The organism is Mesorhizobium sophorae, from assembly GCF_002270415.1.
GTDB classification, from domain to species: domain Bacteria; phylum Pseudomonadota; class Alphaproteobacteria; order Rhizobiales; family Rhizobiaceae; genus Mesorhizobium; species Mesorhizobium sophorae.
Map to the genome: position 1 here is coordinate 393,956 of NZ_NNRI01000008.1, position 18,527 is coordinate 412,482.

Consider the following 18,527-nt stretch of genomic DNA (forward strand, 5'->3'; position numbering starts at 1 on the left):
CTTGCGCGATCGGCGCGATATGAGAACATTCCCGGCGGGCACAATGGCGCATGACGGCCTGACGAAGCGGATAGGATCGATTGTGAAGAAATCTATGTTTTCCTGGCGTGGATCGGTGGCCGGCCTTGCCGGCAGCCTGTTGCTGATCGCCAATGCTTCGGCGGACGAGGCCTGCGGCCTTTGTGTCAATCAGATCGTCACCAACTCTGAACTGGCAACCTGTTTTCTCGATCAGTATGACCAGATCGCCAAAAGCGGCAACGGAGCGGTTGTCGTCGATCTCAGCAACTGCGCCTCGCGGGGCGTGGTCGAGGCGCTGCCGTCACCGAACAAGGGGGCGGCGGAGCCCGATGTGCAGTTCATGATTTCGCGCCTGCAACTGGAATGCCTGAAAAAGAAGCTGGAGGCGCCCGGCATCGTGCTGGATCCCTCCGCCGTCATCGAACTGGACAGCTGCCAATGAAAAAGCCGGCGGCCAACACCAGGCAAACGGCAGCTACCGCCGCCCCAGCAAAGGCGCCAGCCACGAAGCCGGCTTTGCCGGAAACCACCGAGGGGTTTCCGTGGCCGAGCAGCCACGAGATCAAGAAGGAATCGAACCCGTTCACCGACCGCGACTGGCGCATGCTGATCTATGCCTGGTCGGGCCTGTTGGTGCGTCTGGCCATCATCTTCACGTTGATGTTCTCGATCTATCAGTTCCTTGCCAACCAGGAGCAGAAGCGCGTCGAGCAGACCATGTCGCTGGTTGAGCTCTGGGAAACCAAGGACTACCAGCAGGCGCAGCGCGCGCTGAAGGATCGTCTTGCCGCCCTCAACGCCAAATACGACAATCTGCTCAGCGCCAACCCCTCGCCGACCGAGGAGCAGGTGTTCCGCCAGCGGATCGGCATCGAGGCGATGACCGCCAGCGGTGGCGACATGCCACTCGCCGATTTCAGCGAAAACTTCGACCGCATCGTCTATTTCCTCAACCGCCTGTCGTTCTGCATCGACGGCGATCTGTGTTCGCGCAAAGTGACCGACGCTTATTTCCGCGACTATGCCGTCTCGTTCTGGAGTTATTTTGCCGGCTATGTCGACAAGCAGCGCAAGGCGGGTTCACCGACTTTCGCCACGGCGATCGAGGCTTATGTGCGCAATGGGCAACCCGCGGCCGAAGTCAAATAGCGATGGGAGGAGCAGCCCGCCGCCTCCTGCGTGCCTGCTGCTGGCTCGCCATGGCCGGTGCGCTTGCTGTCGCATCGGCTGCTAACGCCGAAGAGGCGGCTGACTTCCACCTCGATCTCGACACCGGCGGTCATAGTGCGCAGGTCACTGACCTCACCTTCACGCCCGACGGCGACGACATCGTCTCGGCATCGAACGACAAGACCATCCGCATCTGGGACTGGCAGAGCGGGGTGACGCTGCGCACCATTCGCGGCTATCTCGGCAATGGCAGCGACGGTAAGATCTTCGCGGTCGCGGTCTCGCCGGATGGCAAGACGATTGCCGCCGGCGGCTATTTCGGCGCCAGCCTCGGCGACAGGCCACCCTATGGCGACATCCGGCTGTTCGACTTTGCCACCGGCAAAATGAAGGCGGTGCTCAAGGCCGCCGACTACGCGACCTACGACCTCGCTTTCTCTCCCGACGGCAAAACCCTGGCTGCTGGTGGCGCCGACGGTGTCGTCTATCTCTGGCGGCTGGACGACAAATCCGCGACCGGGTGGACGCTGGACAAGAAGCTCGATGCCGATTCCTGGCACATCGACAAGCTCGCCTTCGCTGCCGCAGGGACTAGGCTGGCGGCGACCACCACCGACAACGGCATCCGGCTCTGGGACGTCGCGAAGGGCGAGGAGATCGCCTTGCCGGCCGAGGCCGAACCGTTGCGGGATATCAGTGTCATGGCGTTGGCCGTCTCGCCGGATGGCAGCCTGTTTGCCACCGGCAGCAAGGACGGGCAGGTCCAGCTCTGGCACGCAGCAGACGGCACAATGGTGCGCGCCATGCCAACGCAGGATTTCCTCATCGGCTCGCTGACCTTTGCCAAGGGGTCGCGACTGGTCGCCTCCTGCGGCTATCGCTGCGCCGACAAGCATCGCTCCGTCGTGTGGAACACCGGCACCGGCGAAAAGGTGCTCGACTATACCGGCCATGACGGCACGGTCTATGCCAGCACCGCCAATGCCGATGGCTCGCTGGTGGCAACCGCCGGCGGCACGCGCAACGCCATTCAGGTCTGGGATCCCACGACTAGCGAGCGCAAGGCCCTGCTGCAGGGAGTGGGTGAACCGGTGACCGCCGTCGGCATCGACGTAGCGAATGACGTCATCGCCTGGGGCAATGCCAACCCTTGCCCCGAGCGCGTGTCCTGTCCGGAGGAACAAGGCGCACTGGACAACAGGCTGGTGCTGCCGACCACCGAGCGATTCTTCGACGACCCGCAGCCGCTGGCGGAGCCGGGCTCGTTTGCCCGCGCCGCGTTGACAGACGGCCAGTGGTCGCTGCGCGCCACGGAGGGAGGCAAGGACGCGTTGGAAAACGCGGTGCTGGAGATCGCCAATGGCGGCAAGATGGTGCGCAGTATCGAGAACGATGCCACCAATGGCTTTGTCCATTCGGCCTTCACGCTGATCGACAACGGCCTTGGCCTGATCACCGGCGGCAATGACGGCACGCTGCTCGAATACAGGACGCCGACAGCGAGAGTGTCGGGCGAATTCACCGGCCATACCGGCGAAATCAACGCCATGGTTGCCTCGGAAAAAGCCGGCCTGCTTGTCACCGGCAGCGCCGACCAAACGCTCAGGCTGTGGAATCTGAAGACGCACGAGCTGATCGTCTCGATGTTCTTCGCCGGCTCGCAATGGATCGCGTGGATGCCGCAGGGCTACTACTATTCCTCGGATGAAGGCGACAAGCTGATCGGCTGGCAGGTCAACCAGGGCCGCGACCATGAAGGCCGCTTCATCCGCGCCGGCCAATTGAAGAAATATCTCTGGAGCCCGGAGATGGTTCGCCGCGCGATCATCCTGCGCAGCGCCAAACAGGCGGTCAAGGAGATGCGGCCAGGCGTCGACAACGAGTTGCAGAAACTGCTGCAGCGCAAGCCGCCGGAGTTCGACATCCGTCTCGCCGCCGACCAGAGCAAGGTGCGTGACGGTTATGTCGCCGTCGAGATCACCGGCGCCGGGCAAGCCGGGACCGATGTCGCCGGCTTCTCGATCCTGTCGAACAGCCGCAATGTCGGCGACGTCACCGCCCGGTCGGTGGACAGCGACAACACCATCGTCGAGATACCGGTCGAGAATGGCGAAAACACCATCCGCATCACCGGCACCAACGAATTCGGTTATCTGACCGAACGCAGCGTAACGGCGCTGGCAAGGAAGACCGAGAAGGCCGAGGCCAAGGGCAAGCTCTATGTCGCGGTCATCGGCGTCGACAAATATCCGTTCCTGACCAACGCCTGTTCGGGCCACGCCTGCGACCTGCGCTACCCCGTCAATGACGCCACCGAATTCCTCAAGGTGATTTCGCAGAAATCGGCGCCGCTGTTCTCATCGATGGAGACACTGGTGCTGGTCAACCGTGAAGCGCTCGATGAGGCCCCCGACAAGGCCAGGCAGACTTATTCAATCGCCAGCGCCGACGGCATCATGGAGCCCGACTCCGACACGATCGACGACCAGCTCGCCGATTTCCTCGACAGACCGGGCGAACACGACACCACGATCATCTTCGTCGCCGGCCACGGCATCAACATCGACGAGGACTATTATTTCATCCCGACCGACGGCCGCAAACAGGATGCCGAGCGCTGGAAGCGCTCCTCGCTTGTCGACTGGTCGGACATCCAGAAATCGGTCGAGCGGGCCAAGGGCATGCGCTTCATGCTGCTCGACACCTGCCATGCCGCCAACGCCTTCAACCCGCGCCTGGAAAAGGACGCGCAGGATGCGCGCATCGTCGTGTTTTCGGCCACCGCAGCCAACAACACCGCCGCCGAACTGCCTGAACTCGGCCACGGCGTCTTCACCTATTCGATCCTCGAAGGCCTGCGCGGCAAAGCCAGGACGTCGGACGGCGGCGTTACGCTGTTCGGCCTTGCCGACTACATTTCACGCGAGGTGGTGCGGCTGACATCATCGAAACAGAAGCCGTTCTACTATGTCGGCGGCGTGGAGAACATCGTGCTTGCCGAGCCATGAGGGGACTGCGCCAAGACACCCCCCTCGCGCGACTGTGGCCGGCAATCGCAGCAATGCTATTCTGCCTCTTTACCCCACCCTTTCACGCCGTTGCCGCGCCCATAATTTGCCCGCCCGGCGCTGACAACTTTCCGCCCTTCTACGACGACGCCAAACTGTTCAGGGATGCCATCGCAAAGGTGGCCGATATCGAGCCATCAAACCAGCGGTTGACCGGCATCATCGTCCCGCATCATCTCCTGGCCGCGGACCTGGTCGCGCTGGGGTTCCGGGCGGCGTCCGGCTTCCGCTACAAGCGCATCGTCATCCTGTCGCCGGACCATTTCCACAAGACGCGCAAACTGTACGCCACCTCGGTACGCGGCTTCGATACCGTGCTTGGCCCGGTCGCCGCCGACGTCCAAGCAGTACGCCAGCTCGAAACGCACGGCGACATGGTCGAGGAGTCCTGTCTGTTCGACAAGGAACATGGCGTGCGCGCGATGCTGCCTTTCCTGCACCACTACTTTCCCGAGGCGAAAATCGTGCCGGTGGCGATGTCGGTCAAGGCGCGGCGCGGCGACTGGGACACGCTGGCCGAGGCCCTGAAGCCGATCGTCGACCAGGACACGCTGATCGTCGAATCCACCGACTTCTCGCACTATCTGCCGCAGCACGAGGCACGGCGCTTCGACCAGCAGACGCTGAACATGCTCGCCGCCGGGTCGCTCGACGGCATAGCGGCGCTTCGCCAGCCCGATCACGCCGATTCCGTTGGCGCGTTGTACATCCAGACCAGGCTGCAGCGCGAACTGTTCGGCGCCCAGCCGCTGGTCGTCGCCAATGAGAACTCGCAGGAACACACGCCGGACTATGTCGAGCGGACCACCAGCTATGTCGTGGCGCTGTTCGGTGCCTTCGCTCCCGGTTTCAACAACCCGGCACGGCCGAAGGACAGGATCTATTATCTGGCCGGCGACGTGAATTTCGGCCGTGCCATGAAGAAGATACTGGTCCGCGACGGTGTTGCCGACCGGATCGTTGACAGCGTGCTGGCGCTCACCGGTTCACGGCCGCTGATCGTCAACCTCGAAGGCGTCATCCTGCCCAACGTGCCGGAAGCGATCGACGACATGACGCTGGCGATGCCGCAAGACCTGGCCGTCGACATGCTGAAGAGGCTGCATGTCGCCGGTGTCGGGCTCGCCAACAATCATGCCTATGATCTCGGCCCGTCAGGCTATGCCGAGACGCTGCGCGCGCTGAACGAAGCCGGCATCCCGCATTTCGGCCAGGGTGAGACGCTGGCGCTTGCCGATCTCGACCTTGTCGGCCTGACCGACATCGACACCAACGGCTCGAAGAACACCGATCTGCTGACGCCTGCCCTGCTTGACCGGCTGCTGCACGAAAACGCCGAGCGGCCGGTCGTCGCCTTCGTCCACTGGGGCCGCGAGTACAAGACCGAACCGTCGGCGCGCGAGGAGATGCTTGCCGACCAGATGCGGCTGCGTGGCGCATCGGTCATCGTCGGCGGCCATCCGCATGTATCGAGCGAGGCGATCGTTCCGCTTGCCGGCGGCGATGTGGCGGAGGTCTATTCGCTCGGCAATTTCCTCTTCGACCAGAGCGCCGAGCGGTCGTCGGGATCGATGCTGGAATTGCGCGTCTTCGGCCAAGGCACGGTCTTCACCCGGCTTTTGCCGCTGCCAAACTATTTCGAGATGGGCCGCAAATAGGCACGCCAGGGTGTTGAGATTCAGGTCAGGCCGAGCCGGAGTCGAAGACGGGTGCGAAGCGACCAAACAAGGCAGGTTTCGAGAACCGGAGCGGAGCGTACCTAAAGCACGTGAGCACCGGAAGCGCAGGAACCCGCCGTTTGCAGGCCGGCATCACCTGAATATCAATGCACCCTAACCGCAGCCGACCATATCGCGCGGCAGATAGCAGGCCGCCGGCTCGGTCTTGGTCTCGAACAGCGACTGCTTCGGCCGAAAATAGAAGAAGGTCACCGGCTTGCTCTCGCGCACGCTGCCATCGGCAAAATGCGCGGCGATGCTGAAGCTATGGATCGACGACATCGACGACCACATCTTCAGCCGCGCCGTGTAGGCGCTGATCTTCTTGTTGCCGCGCACCGGCATGGCGATGGTGTAATCATGCTTGCCGATCGGGAACTCGATGTTCTGGTAGCGCATCGCTTCCGGCGTGCCGCCGCCGCCATCGCCGCATTCGGCCATCGCTTCCGGCGTCTCGAAAACAGCCACGGTGATAGAGGTGCGGAACGGCTCGCTCTGTTGGTAGACATGACCTTGGTCGTCCGACCAGGAATAGTCGAACTTGCCGATCGCATTCAGCGTCATCGCCTGTTGCATGTTGCCGAGATAATCGGCGACCTCGCCGAACTTGATCTTGTTGGTGAGTTGGCTGCGGCAAACGTTGAGACTGTCGACAGAAGGACAGGGAAACCGCCCCGTCTCCAGGCTAGCCGTGTCGACGCCAGCCTCCGCGAGCACGCTCTTGATCGACACGTCGACGCCCTCGCCGAAACTGCCGACATCCTTGCTGAACTTGCGGCTGGGATCACCGGTCGGATTGCCTTCGTCGTCGACCGTGGTGAACTGGATCGACATCTTCATGTCCTTGGGCTCGCCCCAACCATTGTTGATGATCGAGAAATCCGGACGGAAGCCGACGCACCCGAAATGCTCCGATATCGACAGCATCGGCTTGCGATAGGCATCGCTGGCGGCGACCTTCATTTCCAGACTGTCGAGCTTGACCCTGGACTGGTCTGACGTCTTCAGGTCGACCTCGGCAAAGGCCGGCGCGTCCTCCCAGTTCATACCTTCATAGACATTGCTGGTGGTGACCTGGCCGGTGCCGTTCCAGCTGTCATTGTACTGGTCCGACAGCGGATAGATCGCGATATCCTCGTCGCGCACCAGATGCTGGTACTGCATGTCTGACTGCTGGGTCATGCGCTGGTCGACCGCAACGCCGATCTCGACCTTGTCAGCGTCGCCGCCGCCGGTTTGCGCCTTGAGCAGCCCGCCGACCCTGGCATCGGCCAGCACGTCGGGACGCATTCCGCCGACCTCCTTGCCCATTGCCCATTGCGACTCGTAGATGGTGCCTCCGGCAAGCCGCGTGCGGCCCTTGCCGTTCTTCAACCCGTCGACAAATGAGCCGGCAAAAATCTCCCCGGTCTTCGACAGCAGTCGCCCCTCGCCATTCGGCGCGCCGGCGACGAACTGACCCTCATAGCGGTTGCCGTCGGCATCGACATGAATGCCCTTGCCGTTGAGTTGTCCGGCAAGCCAATGCCCGTCGAAAACCTCGCCAGAACGCAGCTCGAGCCGGCCTTGCCCGTCGGGCCGGCCATTGCGGACGTCACCGAAATAGCTGGAATAGATGGTTTTTGGATCATAGCTCGCCGAGCCACGCACCCGCCACACCAGCCTGCCCTTGCCGTTGATGGTGCCGTCCTCAGTGATTGTCCGGTCGGACGACTGGCCGGCCGCCGGCTCCCAGACGAAGTCGAGGTTTTTCTCCGGATGGAAATCCCAGACCCGGACCATCCTGCGCAGCACCGAGCGCGTGTCTGCCTGGTAGAGGATCTGGACCCGTTCAGCCCAGGCGCCGCCGGCGGGACCGGTCGGTGGATCAGCGAAGGCCGGTGATAGCATCAGCGCGGCCAGCATCGATGCGGCCGCGATCCCGAACATTGTCCTTGTCCGCACCATCCCTTGAGCCCCTCTGGATGCCAACCCCTTGGCCCCTTAAGCGTAGTCGGCGAGCCGACCTCGTGCAAGAGAAGCCGCATCGGAAGCATCGGCATGAAAAAGGGCGGCGGGATTACCCCGCCGCCCTTTGTCTTTGCGGTGATTGCGCAGCGATTACTTGTACAGGCTGTTGATCCACTGGATGTTGGCCGCGTTCAGGCGCACGGCGGTGTTCGCGTCGGGGCTTTCGGCCACGTTGACGCCGGTGATGATGCGCTGCTTGGAGTTGTTGTCATAGGCATAGACCGAGCTGCCGCTCGACCCCGGGAACGTATCGCAATCATACTGGAAATATTCCGGAGCGATGTTTTCGGCATGCACTTCGCAGTTCGCCTTCCACATCGTGCCCATCGGCTTGTCGCCGGGATAGCCGACGAGGTTGGCGGTGAAGTCGCCGAGATCGTCATAGTTGGCGTAACCCAACCAGCCGAGGTTGGTGCCGACATCCTGCTTCAGCGTGATGATGCCGAGATCCCAAGGGATGACCGAACCATAATAGCCCTGGTAGTTGTCGATGAAGCCCTGCAGCACGTAAGCGCTCTCATAGGTGAAGGCGCCGAACGGTGCGTCGTCTGCTGTGCTGCCGTTGAGGCCCGGCACGAACAGATACTCGGACAGCCAGTCCTTGTCCTCATGGCTGTAGAGGCAGTGCGCCGCGGTAAGCACCGTGCGCGGGCCGATCAGCGTTGCCGAGCAGCTGCCATAGTTGCCCGTCTTCGGCGATTTGGCTTCGAGATAGCCGATTGCCGAGAACGGATAGGTCTTGGTGTTCTTGACCTGCTCACGGTCGTCGGTGCCGAAAACCTGACGGCCGGCTTCGCCTTCGCCAAGGTCAGGATCTTCGGTCTTGCGCTGCGCCCCGTCCTTTCCGTTGGCCGGCGCGTTCAGTTCCTTGATGATAAGATCCCGCAACGCATCGCTCGGCTCGATCTTGATCTCCTTGCCATCGGCGGAACGTCCGACGATGCCATAGGATTTGACAGCCGTTGCCTCGTCAGCAAGCGGTGCGGCGCGGCTGTCTTCGTCAGTCAGCTTCGGCGACGCGATTGGTTTTGCCCGCCCGGGCTTATAGTCGCCTGAAGTTACGTCCCGCATGCTTTCGCCATTTCCGGCACTGGCGGAGCCAGGATCGGCGGCGAAAACCGGGACCGTCCACATTGCAGTTGAAAGCAATGCGGACGCAATGATAGCGTTTGTCAGTTTTGTCATGGTGAGACTCTCCCAAAAGTCAGCAAGGACTGGATCAAAATACAGAAATATTGTCGAGATCGTGGTGAAGCCGAAAAATGAGTTTGGTTACCGGCGCCTGAACCTGATCATCACCCCACGCGGTCTGTCGAAGGCCCCCGCCAAAGACACCCGCGCCGGTATACTGCCTAAATTAATACAACATTGGAATGACAAATCGCTTCCACGTAGCCCGTGGGGGGCTATAGGGTTTTGAACGGGTTCCGTACGGGAATGCGATCCGCGAAGCGACGCCGGTTTGCTGGCGACTGTTTCGCTGATCATGCGCCGGAGTGGCTCGTTCGGGAACGTGTCTCAGGAGGATTTCAGGTGCACATCATCCATCGGTTCAGGCCGATCGTCGCCGCGTCGGCGCTCGCCATCGCCTCGGCTCTTGCCACCGTCAGCGCCAGCCAGGCGGATGACACCGCCAGGCCCGAAGCGGCGGTCTCGCCGATGAAACGCGTTGCGGATGCCAAGGCCAAGGCTGCGGCGGAAAATCCCGAGGGTGCCGATCGCGTCTATGGCGGCAACCAGGCCGAAAAGGGCGCTTATCCGTTTCAGGTCGCGCTGCTCACCACCGACAGGCTGGACGAGAACCCGACCTCGCAGGCCAATGCGCAATTCTGCGGCGGCAGCCTGATCGCGCCACAATGGGTGCTGACGGCGGCCCACTGCCTCAACGACAAGGGCCAGCCGATTTCGCCCGACGCCGTCACCGTGCTGACCGGCGCCACCGATCTCAGCGAGGGCAAGCGCCACAAGGTGGTGGAGGTCGTCGTCAACGAGGGCTACAGCGAGCAAACGCTTGACAACGACCTCGGCCTGCTGCGGCTTGCAGAGCCGGCCGATGCGCCGACCATCAAGGTCACCCATGACGCCACACCCGACACCGGCAAAACCACTGTCACCGGCTGGGGCAAGATGCAGGATGGCACCTTTCCGACCACGCTGATGGTTGCCGACCTCGACCTGCAGCCGAACACCGCCTGCAACAGCGGCATCAAGGCCATCTATGCGCATGATCTGAAGGCCGCACTTGGCGATCTGTCCCACCGCATGCGTTATTCGGAAAAAGGCATCGACGCTGCCGCCAATGCGATTGCCGCCGACATGACAGACCCGCTGACCGGCAACATGATCTGCGCCGGCACCACCAGCGGCGTGCGCGATGCCTGCAACGGCGACAGCGGCGGTCCGCTGTTCATGACCGGCGCCGACGGTCCGGTCCAGGTCGGCGTCGTCAGCTGGGGCGAAGGTCCGGCGGACGGAAGTGCGGCCTGCGGCCACAAGGACGCGTACGGCATCTACACACGGCTGGCCAACTACACCGGCTGGATCGAGACGAAAATGAAAACGCCAGCGCCGGCGCCGGCAAAGCCCAAGGCAGGGCTAGGCACCGCCCAGAAACCAGCCACGCCCTGAAGCGAAGGCAATTCGCCTCACATGAAAAATGGCGGGAGAGGTCCCGCCGTTTTTATTTGCCGGCTTACCGAGCTTACTTTCTCGGTGGACCTTTGCGCTCGGCTGAAGCCGCCCACAAATTGATGTCGGACTCGCGCGCATAGCTATCGATCTCGGCGAGTTCGGCATCGCTGAAGTCAAGCACCTTGAGCGCGCCAACGCAGTCCTCGACCTGTTCCGGCCGGCTGGCACCGATCAGCGCCGAGGTCACCTTGCCCTTGCGCAGCACCCAGGCCAGCGCCATCTGCGCCAGTGTCTGGCCACGCTTGCCGGCGATGGCATCGAGCGCCTTGATGTTGGCGATGGTCCTGTCGTTGATGAAGGCTGTCTTCAGCGACTTGCCCTGGGAGGCGCGGCTGCCTTCGGGAATGCCACCGAGATATTTGTCGGTCAGCATGCCTTGCGCCAGTGGCGAGAACACGATGGAGCCGACGCCGAGCCCTTCGAGCGTATCGAGCAGGCCGTCTTCCTCCACCCAGCGGTTGAGCATCGAATAGCTCGGCTGATGGATGACGCAAGGCGTGCCAAGCTGCTTCAAAATATCGGCGGCCTCGCGCGTGCGCTGCGAATTGTAGGACGAGATGCCGGCATAGAGCGCCTTGCCCGAGCGCACCGCATGGTCAAGTGCGCCCATCGTTTCTTCCAGCGGCGTATCGGGATCGAAGCGGTGCGAATAGAAGATGTCGACATAGTCGAGCCCCATCCGCTTCAGGCTCTGGTCGAGGCTGGCCAGCATGTACTTGCGCCCGCCCCATTCGCCGTAGGGACCGGCCCACATCTCGTAACCGGCCTTGGTCGAGATGATCAGCTCGTCGCGGTAACCGGCGAAGTCGGTGCGCAGGATTTCGCCGAAAGCGGTCTCGGCCGAGTCGGGCGGCGGACCGTAATTGTTGGCGAGGTCGAAATGCGTGATGCCAAGGTCGAAAGCCCGGCGCACGATCGCCTGCTTGGTCTTGTGCGGTGTGTCATTGCCGAAATTGTGCCACAGCCCCAGCGATATCGCCGGCAGCTTCAGGCCGGAGCGACCACATCGGTTGTAGATCATGTTCTCGTAGCGGTTTTCGGCGGGGATGTAGGGCATGGGAAAATCCTCAAATGGAAGCGAGCCAGTCGGCTGCCATCGCGACAACGCGGCGAGTCGGCTCTGCCCCCCACCCTTACCCCCTCCCGGCCGGAACGGGGAGAGGGTTGGGTGCCTGGTCTACTTCTTCTTCGCCAACAGCGCCTTGGCCTCCTTGACGCCAAGTGCGGCCGGCCGTTCGCAACTGGTCTGCATGGCGACGAACTTGCCGGTTTCGCCTGAGCGCAACAGCCCGGTCATCACGTCGACGGCATGCAGCGCCAGTTCCATCGAGCAGCGGTGCGGCCTGCCTTCCGCGATCGCCACCGCCATGTCGGCGAGGCCGGCCGTGCGGTAGTTGGCCATCATGCCTTGCGAATGCATCTCGTTGGGAACGCCGAACGGGTGCTTCCATTTCGGCAGCTTCTTGACCGGCTTGCTGTCTTCGGTGAAGCGCACGTCGCCGCCGAAGAAATTCGGATCCGGCACGAACACCGTGCCCGCCTCGCCATAGAGTTCCATCGGCGCGTGACCATGCGCCCAGACGTCCCAACTGGTGTTCAGCGTCACCACGGCGCCGTTCTCGAACTCCAGCAGGCCGTGGATGGTCGTCGGCGTGTTGACCGGGATCTTTTCGCCCGCCCGCGGCTTCGAGCTGATGGTGCGTTCCTTGGCGGGTGTCGACGCGAAGGCCGCCACCTGTTTCACTGGCCCGATCAGCTGGATCAGATTGGTGATGTAGTATGGCCCGATGTCGAGCACCGGTCCCGCGCCGGGCTGGAAGAAGAAGTCCGGATTGGGGTGCCAGTGCTCCATGCCGTGGCCCATGACGTGGCAGGTACCGCTGGTGATCTTGCCGAGCTTGCCGGTGTCGATCAGGTCGCGGACCAGCTGATGCGCGCCGCCGAGGAACGTGTCGGGCGCCGAACCGATGCGCAGGCCTTTCGCCTCGGCGCGTTTCTTCAGGTCGAGCCCTTCCTTGACCGACAGCACGAAGGGCTTTTCCGAATAGACGTGCTTGCCCGCGTCTAGAGCCTGCTTCGACACCTCGTAGTGCACCGCCGGGATGGTCAGGTTGACGATGATGTCGATGTCGTCGGCCTTGAGCAGGTCGTCGACGGTTTCGGCGCGCAGCTTGAACTCCTTTGCCCGCGCCTTCGCCGCTTCCATATTGATGTCGGCGCAGGCACGCATCTCGATGCCGCGAAACAGCGGCGCCAGCGAAAAATACGCCTTCGAGATGTTGCCGCAGCCGATGACGCCGATGCCAAGTTTCTTTGCCATGCTGATTGCTCCTAGTAGGTCTTGACGGCTGCGATCGAGCGGCGGGCGAAGCGCTCGATGTCGTTCGGGTTGTCCTGTTCCATGACGTAGTATTGGGCGCCGCTCTTGGCGCGCAGCACCTTGATCAGGCCGGCCCAGTCGATGGTGCCATGGCCGACATCCGACCAGCCATCCTCGTCCAGCCCCTCGCCAGGCTTGGCCATGTCCTTGACGTGGACGGCGCTGATGCGCTTGCCGTATTTGTCGATCCACGCCAGCGGATCGTCGCCGCCGCGCACCACCCAGGCGACGTCGATTTCCCAGCCGATGTCTGGCGCTGCCGCGAGGATAAGCTCCTGCGGCACCGAGCCGTCGGCAAGTTTCTTGAACTCGAAATCATGGTTGTGCCAGGCAAAGCCGTAGCCGGCCTTTTTCGCGGCGTCGCCAACCTTTGCCAGACGCTCGCCGAAGCCGCGCCAGCCGGCGGCATCGGATGGGCGTTGGTCGGGCATCAGAAAAGGACAGATGAGCAGCGTGATGCCGAGTGTGTCGGCAATTTTGCGCACGCCGTCGAAATCGTTCTCGAGCGCGTCGATCGAGAAATGCCCGGTCGGCATGGCGAGCCCGTTCTTGTCGAGTTCGGCGCGAAAGGCCTTGGGATCATCATAGACGCCGCCGAAGCCTTCGACTTGGGTGTAACCGACCTTGCCGAGAGTCTCGAGGACGCCTTCCCAGGGTTGGAAATTGCGGGCGCTGTAAAGTTGGAATGACCAGTTCATCGTCTCTGTCCGTTCTGCTTGGGGAGGAGTGGGGCTTGGGAGCTACATGCGGTTGCCGGATTGGCTGTCGAACAGCGAGGCGCGGGCAGGATCAAAGCCGATCCGGATTGGCTCGCCATTGCGCAGCGTCTTTTCCGCCTCAACGCGGAAGGAGAAATTCTGGCCGCCGAGCTTCGTCCATACCAGCGTGTCGGAGCCCATCGGCTCGACGATCTCGACGGCGGCATCGATGGCAAAGGGCATGGCATTTGCCGCCTCGCCAAGGGCGACATGCTCGGGTCGGATACCGAACACGCAAGGGCCGCTGCTGTTGCCCGCTGCGTCGAAAGCGTAGCGGGCGAGCGGTATGGATACATTTCCGGTCTTGAAAGCCGCGGTGGCGCCGGTCTCGGCCTGCCCGTCGATGAAGTTCATCGCGGGTGAGCCGAGGAAGCCGGCGACGAAGCGGTTGACCGGCCGATTGTAGATGGTCTGTGGCGCATCGAGCTGCTGGATGACGCCACCCTTCATCACCGCGATGCGATCGGCCAGCGTCATCGCTTCGATCTGGTCGTGGGTGACATAGATCATCGTGTTCTGCAGCTTGCGATGCAGCAGCTTGATCTCGACGCGCAGCTCGGCGCGCAGCTTGGCGTCGAGATTGGACAGCGGCTCGTCGAACAGGAACACGTCGACATCGCGCACCAGCGCCCGTCCGATTGCCACGCGCTGGCGCTGGCCGCCGGACAGTGCTGCCGGTTTGCGTTGCAGCAGCGGCTCGATCTGCAGGATCTCGGCCGCCCGCGCGATCCGCTTGGCGATCTCGTCCTTCGGCGTGCCGGCGACACGCAACCCGAAGGACAGGTTCTTCTCCACCGTCATTTGCGGGTAGAGCGCATAGGACTGGAACACCATGCCGATGCCGCGATCCTTGGGCTCTTCCCAGGTGACGTTCTTGCCCTTGATGAAGATGCTGCCTTCGGAGACGTCGAGCAGGCCGGCAATGCAGTTGAGCAAGGTCGACTTGCCACAGCCCGAGGGCCCGAGCAGCACGATGAATTCGCCCTCGGCGACATCGAGATTAAGTGTCTCCAGTACGGTCACCACACCGAAGCTCAGCGACAGGTCCTGGATCGAAACGCTGGTACCGTTCTGCGCCATATCCACTAGCCTTTCACCGCGCCAGCGGCGATGCCGCGCACGAACCATCGTCCGGAGATGAAGTAGATGAGCAGAGGCACCGCAGCCGTCAGAATGGTTGCCGCCATGTTGACATTGTACTCCCTCACGCCGGTGGTGGTGTTGACGATATTGTTGAGCTGTACCGTCATTGGCCAGTTGGACCGCCCGGCAAACACGATGCCGAACAGGAAGTCGTTCCAGATGCCGGTAACTTGCAGGATGACGGCGACTACGGTGATCGGCACCGACATCGGCAGCATGATGTAGAAAAAGATGCGCCAGAAACCCGCACCGTCGACACGCGCTGCCTTGAACAACTCGACCGGAATTGCCGCGTAGAAATTGCGGAACAGCAGTGTCAGGATCGGCATCCCAAAGATGGTGTGCACGATGATGATGCCGGGGAGCGAGGCGAACAGCCCGACCGAACTCAGCCCGATGATCAATGGATAGATCACGACCTGATAGGGCACGAAGGCACCAAACACGAGCAACCCGAAGAGCAGATTGGCGCCCTTGTATGGCCAGAAGGTCAGCGCGTAACCGTTGATCGACGCGCAGATGATCGAGATGATCACGCTGGGCAGGGTGATCTTCACCGAATTGTAAAAGCCTGGACTGAGGCCGTTGCAATCGCGACCAGTGCAGGCGTGGAGCCAGGCGTCGGCCCAGGGTTGAAAGGTCGGCTCGCCCGGAGGGTTGAAAAGATGTCCCAGCCGGATCTCCGGCATCCCCTTCAATGAGGTGACGATCATGATGTAGACCGGGATGAGGAAAAAGAGGGCCGCAACGACCAGGAAAGCATAAATGCCGATGCGGCCGGCCGATATCCGTCGCGGTTTCGGCCCGAAGGGCGCCACGCCAGCCTGATCCGGGGCTTCCCGGGGCGGTTGAATTGCGGTGATCGGTCCGACGGTCATGCGCCCGCCTCCCGCAGGCGATTTCGCCGCCATAGTAGAATTCCGCTGAAAGCCAGCACGATCAGGACCGGCAGCAGCATCATCGTTGCCCCAGCCATGCCTTGGCCGACGTTCTGGCGAACCGTGATGAGCTGGATGACGTAGACTGCCGGCATGGACGTGGCGATGCCAGGCCCACCGCCGGTCATGGCAATGACCAGGTCGTAGACGCGCACCACGCCTACGCATTGGAGAACGAAGGCGGTGGCGAACGCGCCCTTCATCATCGGCGCCACGATGGAAACGTGCGTGCGCCAGGTCGGGATGCCGTCGACCCTCGCGGCTTTCCAGATATCCTCGTCAATGCCGCGCAGGCCGGCAAGCAGGATCGCCATCGTCACGCCCGAGCCCTGCCAGATGCCCGCCACGACCAGTGCGTACAGCGCGGTCTCGGCGCTGACCAGCGGGGCGAAGCTGAAACTCGACCAGCCCCAGTTGCGGAGCGCCTCCTGCAGGCCGAGGTTGGGGTCGAGCGCCCACTGCCATACCAGCCCGGTGACGATCAGCGACATGGCGAAAGGATACAGGAAGATCGAGCGGAACAGGTCCTCCTGGCGGATGCGCTGGTCCATGAAAACGGCGAGCAGGTAGCCGAACACCATGTTGCAGGTGATGGACATCAGGCCGAAGAACCAGATGTTGTTGACCGAGACGAGCCAGCGGTTGTCGGCCCAGAGGCGCCTGTACTGCGCCAGACCGACGAAATCGTAGGTGGGGAAGAGCTTCGAACTGGTGAAGGACCATAACACCGAGAAGCCGATGCCGATCACGAACACGCCGAGGGCAACGAGAATCATCGGTATTGTCCCGATGACGGCGGGCAGGTGAAATCTGTGCCTCCAGCTCTTCTGCATCGTCCGTCTTTCTCCGCTTTAACCGACGCCTTGAGGGTCGTTTGCCGACGCGAAAGTCAGCGTTGTCCGAACCACCGGGCTTCAGACCGCCGCAGCTTCCCGTCCTGCGATTGTCAGCCCGTTGCCGAGAAAAAAGAGTGCTTCCTGTCGGGTCGGGACGCGACCGAGGCGCCGCTGTAAGGGCGGCGCCTCGAGCACTGATCGTTTCCTAGTCGGAATTGCCGATGATCGTGGCGAACTTCGCGGTGGCGTCGTCAGCCGTCATGGAGTCGTCTGCGAAGAATTGCGCGACGAGCTCATTGAGCTGCTGATTGGTGTTCTCGGTGATGAACCGGTTCGTCGCAGTGACGATGTTGGCCGGGTCTTCCACCGCCTTCAGCGACTTCTGCATGCACGGGTCGGCTGTCGACATGTCGACATCGCCACGAACGGGCATGGAACCCTTGGCGTTGTTGAAGGCGACCTGGACCTCCGGGCTGATCAGCAGCGCCGCAAGACGCTTCTGCGCTGCTTCGACATCCGGATTGTTCTGCTTGAAGAACAGGATGATGTCGCCGTCGGTGCTGACCACCGGCTTGGCCTCGTTCAGGCCGATCATGCAGCCGAAATCCTTGACTCCGGTCATGCCGGCGGCCGCGAATTCACCGCGCGCCCAGTCGCCCATCACCTGAAGTCCGGCCTTGCCGGTGATCACCAGGTTGGTGGTGTCGTTCCAGTTGCGGTTGGCGTAGCCGTTGTCGGTGAACTGCTTCAGGGCCCTCAACTGCGTGAAGACGCCTTTCATCTCTGGGCTGCCGGCAATTTCGGCGCTCTTGGTGGTATACATCTTGTCGCGCTGTGCGACACCGAGAGCCTCGGTAACCATGTCCTGGAAGAGCAGCTGAATCTGCCAGCCGTTTCCGTCGCCGCCGATGGCGAAGGGGATGAGGCCTGCCTCCTTGATCTTCGGCGCGGCCGCGAGGAAATCGGCCAGGTTCTTCGGCTCCGGCACGCCTGCTTTCTCGAACACCGGCTTGGAGTACCAGGCCCAGTAATTCGAATGGATGTTGACCGGAACGCACCACCAGTGGCCGTCAACGAGGCAGGCGCTGCCGATCGCCTTGGGGCGAATGACCTCATCCCACTTGCCGGCGGTCGCGACGTCCGTCAGGTCGAGCAGCTTGCCGCCCGAAATCAGTTCTTCGTACTGCCGGCCGGGATTGAACTGAGCGGCACCGGGCGGATCGCCACCGAGCACGCGCTGCATGACGGTCGATCGGGCGGTTTCGCCGAGTGCGATGGCGCTGTCCACCCAGCGGTCGCCGTGGCCGTCATTGTCAAAGGCCTTTGCGAACTGCGACACCGCCGCCGACTCGCCCTTCGACGTCCACCAGTGAATCACTTCCAGGTCCGTCGCCGCGGCCGGACCGGCAAATTGCAGAGTAGCCGTCGCTGCCAGCGCAGCGGTCAAAAGTCTGTATCGCATTTCGGTTCCTCCCAGAATCTGAAACGTTACAGATTTTCGATACGGGAATTGCGTGACCTGCGCAACCCCATGAACGAAACGAGTTCGATATTTTTTCGAGTCGCGAACAAATTCACATGAGCAATCCCTTTTATATGCGCCGCAGCATGAATCGCTGCACTGCAAGACATCAAACTGCGCGTGAAAGCCGGCAAAGGCGATGACAAAAGCGATTTCTTCTGCAATCCCAATGGATTTCCGCAAGACAGCCGTCGGCCTCGCCGCGAGTGGCGGCATCTCGATATTGGCAATCTGTAACGTTTCAGTATATTGACGCTTGCCGGGGCTGGAAC

At 62.2% G+C, this 18,527-nt stretch carries 15 protein-coding genes; 6 read left to right on the plus strand and 9 right to left on the minus strand.

Going from position 1 to position 18,527, the window contains the following annotated elements:
- Positions 1 to 115 precede the first annotated feature (115 nt).
- The 4 genes from CGZ66_RS14140 to amrB are packed head-to-tail and all read left to right on the plus strand — an operon-like array spanning position 116 to position 5,917.
- On the plus strand, positions 116 to 463 hold the full coding sequence (locus tag CGZ66_RS14140; RefSeq protein WP_245331095.1) for a hypothetical protein: 348 nt from the start codon (positions 116 to 118) through the stop codon (positions 461 to 463).
- The gene (locus tag CGZ66_RS14145; protein WP_095084747.1) at positions 460 to 1,170 is read left to right on the plus strand and encodes a DUF4760 domain-containing protein; all 711 of its coding nucleotides are present in this window, start codon (positions 460 to 462) and stop codon (positions 1,168 to 1,170) included. Before CGZ66_RS14140 ends, CGZ66_RS14145 begins: the two co-directional genes overlap by 4 nt.
- A 2-nt stretch (positions 1,171 to 1,172) precedes the next feature.
- Positions 1,173 to 4,199 carry a WD40 domain-containing protein gene (locus CGZ66_RS14150; RefSeq protein ID WP_095084748.1) on the plus strand — a complete coding sequence of 1,009 codons (3,027 nt, stop codon included), beginning with the start codon at positions 1,173 to 1,175 and terminating at the stop codon, positions 4,197 to 4,199.
- 53 nt (positions 4,200 to 4,252) lie between these two features.
- Entirely contained in the window at positions 4,253 to 5,917 is a 1,665-nt protein-coding gene (amrB, locus tag CGZ66_RS14155) for an AmmeMemoRadiSam system protein B (RefSeq protein ID WP_095084749.1), read from the plus strand.
- 174 nt (positions 5,918 to 6,091) lie between these two features.
- On the opposite strand, the gene CGZ66_RS14160 is transcribed toward amrB, so the two are convergent.
- A complete protein-coding gene (locus tag CGZ66_RS14160) occupies positions 6,092 to 7,906 on the minus strand; it encodes an MORN repeat-containing protein (RefSeq protein ID WP_245331096.1) in 1,815 nt (604 codons plus the stop codon).
- 171 nt (positions 7,907 to 8,077) lie between these two features.
- Entirely contained in the window at positions 8,078 to 9,058 is a 981-nt protein-coding gene (locus tag CGZ66_RS14165; RefSeq protein ID WP_245331097.1) for a trypsin-like serine peptidase, read from the minus strand.
- On the opposite strand from CGZ66_RS14165, the gene CGZ66_RS39870 reads away from it, so the two are divergent.
- Both CGZ66_RS39870 and CGZ66_RS14170 read left to right on the plus strand, forming a co-directional pair.
- Positions 9,057 to 9,407 carry a hypothetical protein gene (locus CGZ66_RS39870; protein ID WP_167392092.1) on the plus strand — a complete coding sequence of 117 codons (351 nt, stop codon included), beginning with the start codon at positions 9,057 to 9,059 and terminating at the stop codon, positions 9,405 to 9,407. The two genes, CGZ66_RS14165 and CGZ66_RS39870, sit on opposite strands and share 2 nt — an antisense overlap.
- Positions 9,408 to 9,520: 113 nt before the next feature.
- Positions 9,521 to 10,615 (plus strand): S1 family serine peptidase, encoded by a 1,095-nt coding sequence (locus CGZ66_RS14170; RefSeq protein ID WP_095084752.1) that lies wholly within the window; start codon positions 9,521 to 9,523, stop codon positions 10,613 to 10,615.
- A gap of 73 nt (positions 10,616 to 10,688) precedes the next feature.
- Here the strand turns inward: CGZ66_RS14170 and mgrA are convergent, their stop codons facing one another.
- From mgrA to CGZ66_RS14205, 7 genes are all read right to left on the minus strand, one after another.
- The gene (mgrA, locus tag CGZ66_RS14175) at positions 10,689 to 11,735 is read right to left on the minus strand and encodes an L-glyceraldehyde 3-phosphate reductase (protein WP_095084753.1); all 1,047 of its coding nucleotides are present in this window, start codon (positions 11,733 to 11,735) and stop codon (positions 10,689 to 10,691) included.
- 120 nt (positions 11,736 to 11,855) lie between these two features.
- Entirely contained in the window at positions 11,856 to 12,998 is a 1,143-nt protein-coding gene (locus CGZ66_RS14180; protein ID WP_095084754.1) for a Gfo/Idh/MocA family protein, read from the minus strand.
- A gap of 11 nt (positions 12,999 to 13,009) precedes the next feature.
- Positions 13,010 to 13,756 (minus strand): sugar phosphate isomerase/epimerase family protein, encoded by a 747-nt coding sequence (locus CGZ66_RS14185; protein ID WP_095084755.1) that lies wholly within the window; start codon positions 13,754 to 13,756, stop codon positions 13,010 to 13,012.
- Between the two features lie 42 nt (positions 13,757 to 13,798).
- Positions 13,799 to 14,896 (minus strand): ABC transporter ATP-binding protein, encoded by a 1,098-nt coding sequence (locus tag CGZ66_RS14190; protein ID WP_095084756.1) that lies wholly within the window; start codon positions 14,894 to 14,896, stop codon positions 13,799 to 13,801.
- A 5-nt stretch (positions 14,897 to 14,901) separates the two neighbouring features.
- A complete protein-coding gene (locus CGZ66_RS14195; protein ID WP_095085003.1) occupies positions 14,902 to 15,837 on the minus strand; it encodes a carbohydrate ABC transporter permease in 936 nt (311 codons plus the stop codon).
- Complete coding sequence (locus tag CGZ66_RS14200; RefSeq protein ID WP_095084757.1) at positions 15,834 to 16,730, minus strand: carbohydrate ABC transporter permease; 897 nt, start codon at positions 16,728 to 16,730, stop codon at positions 15,834 to 15,836. Before CGZ66_RS14200 ends, CGZ66_RS14195 begins: the two co-directional genes overlap by 4 nt.
- A gap of 208 nt (positions 16,731 to 16,938) precedes the next feature.
- Positions 16,939 to 18,195 carry an ABC transporter substrate-binding protein gene (locus CGZ66_RS14205; protein WP_095084758.1) on the minus strand — a complete coding sequence of 419 codons (1,257 nt, stop codon included), beginning with the start codon at positions 18,193 to 18,195 and terminating at the stop codon, positions 16,939 to 16,941.
- Positions 18,196 to 18,527: the final 332 nt, after the last annotated feature.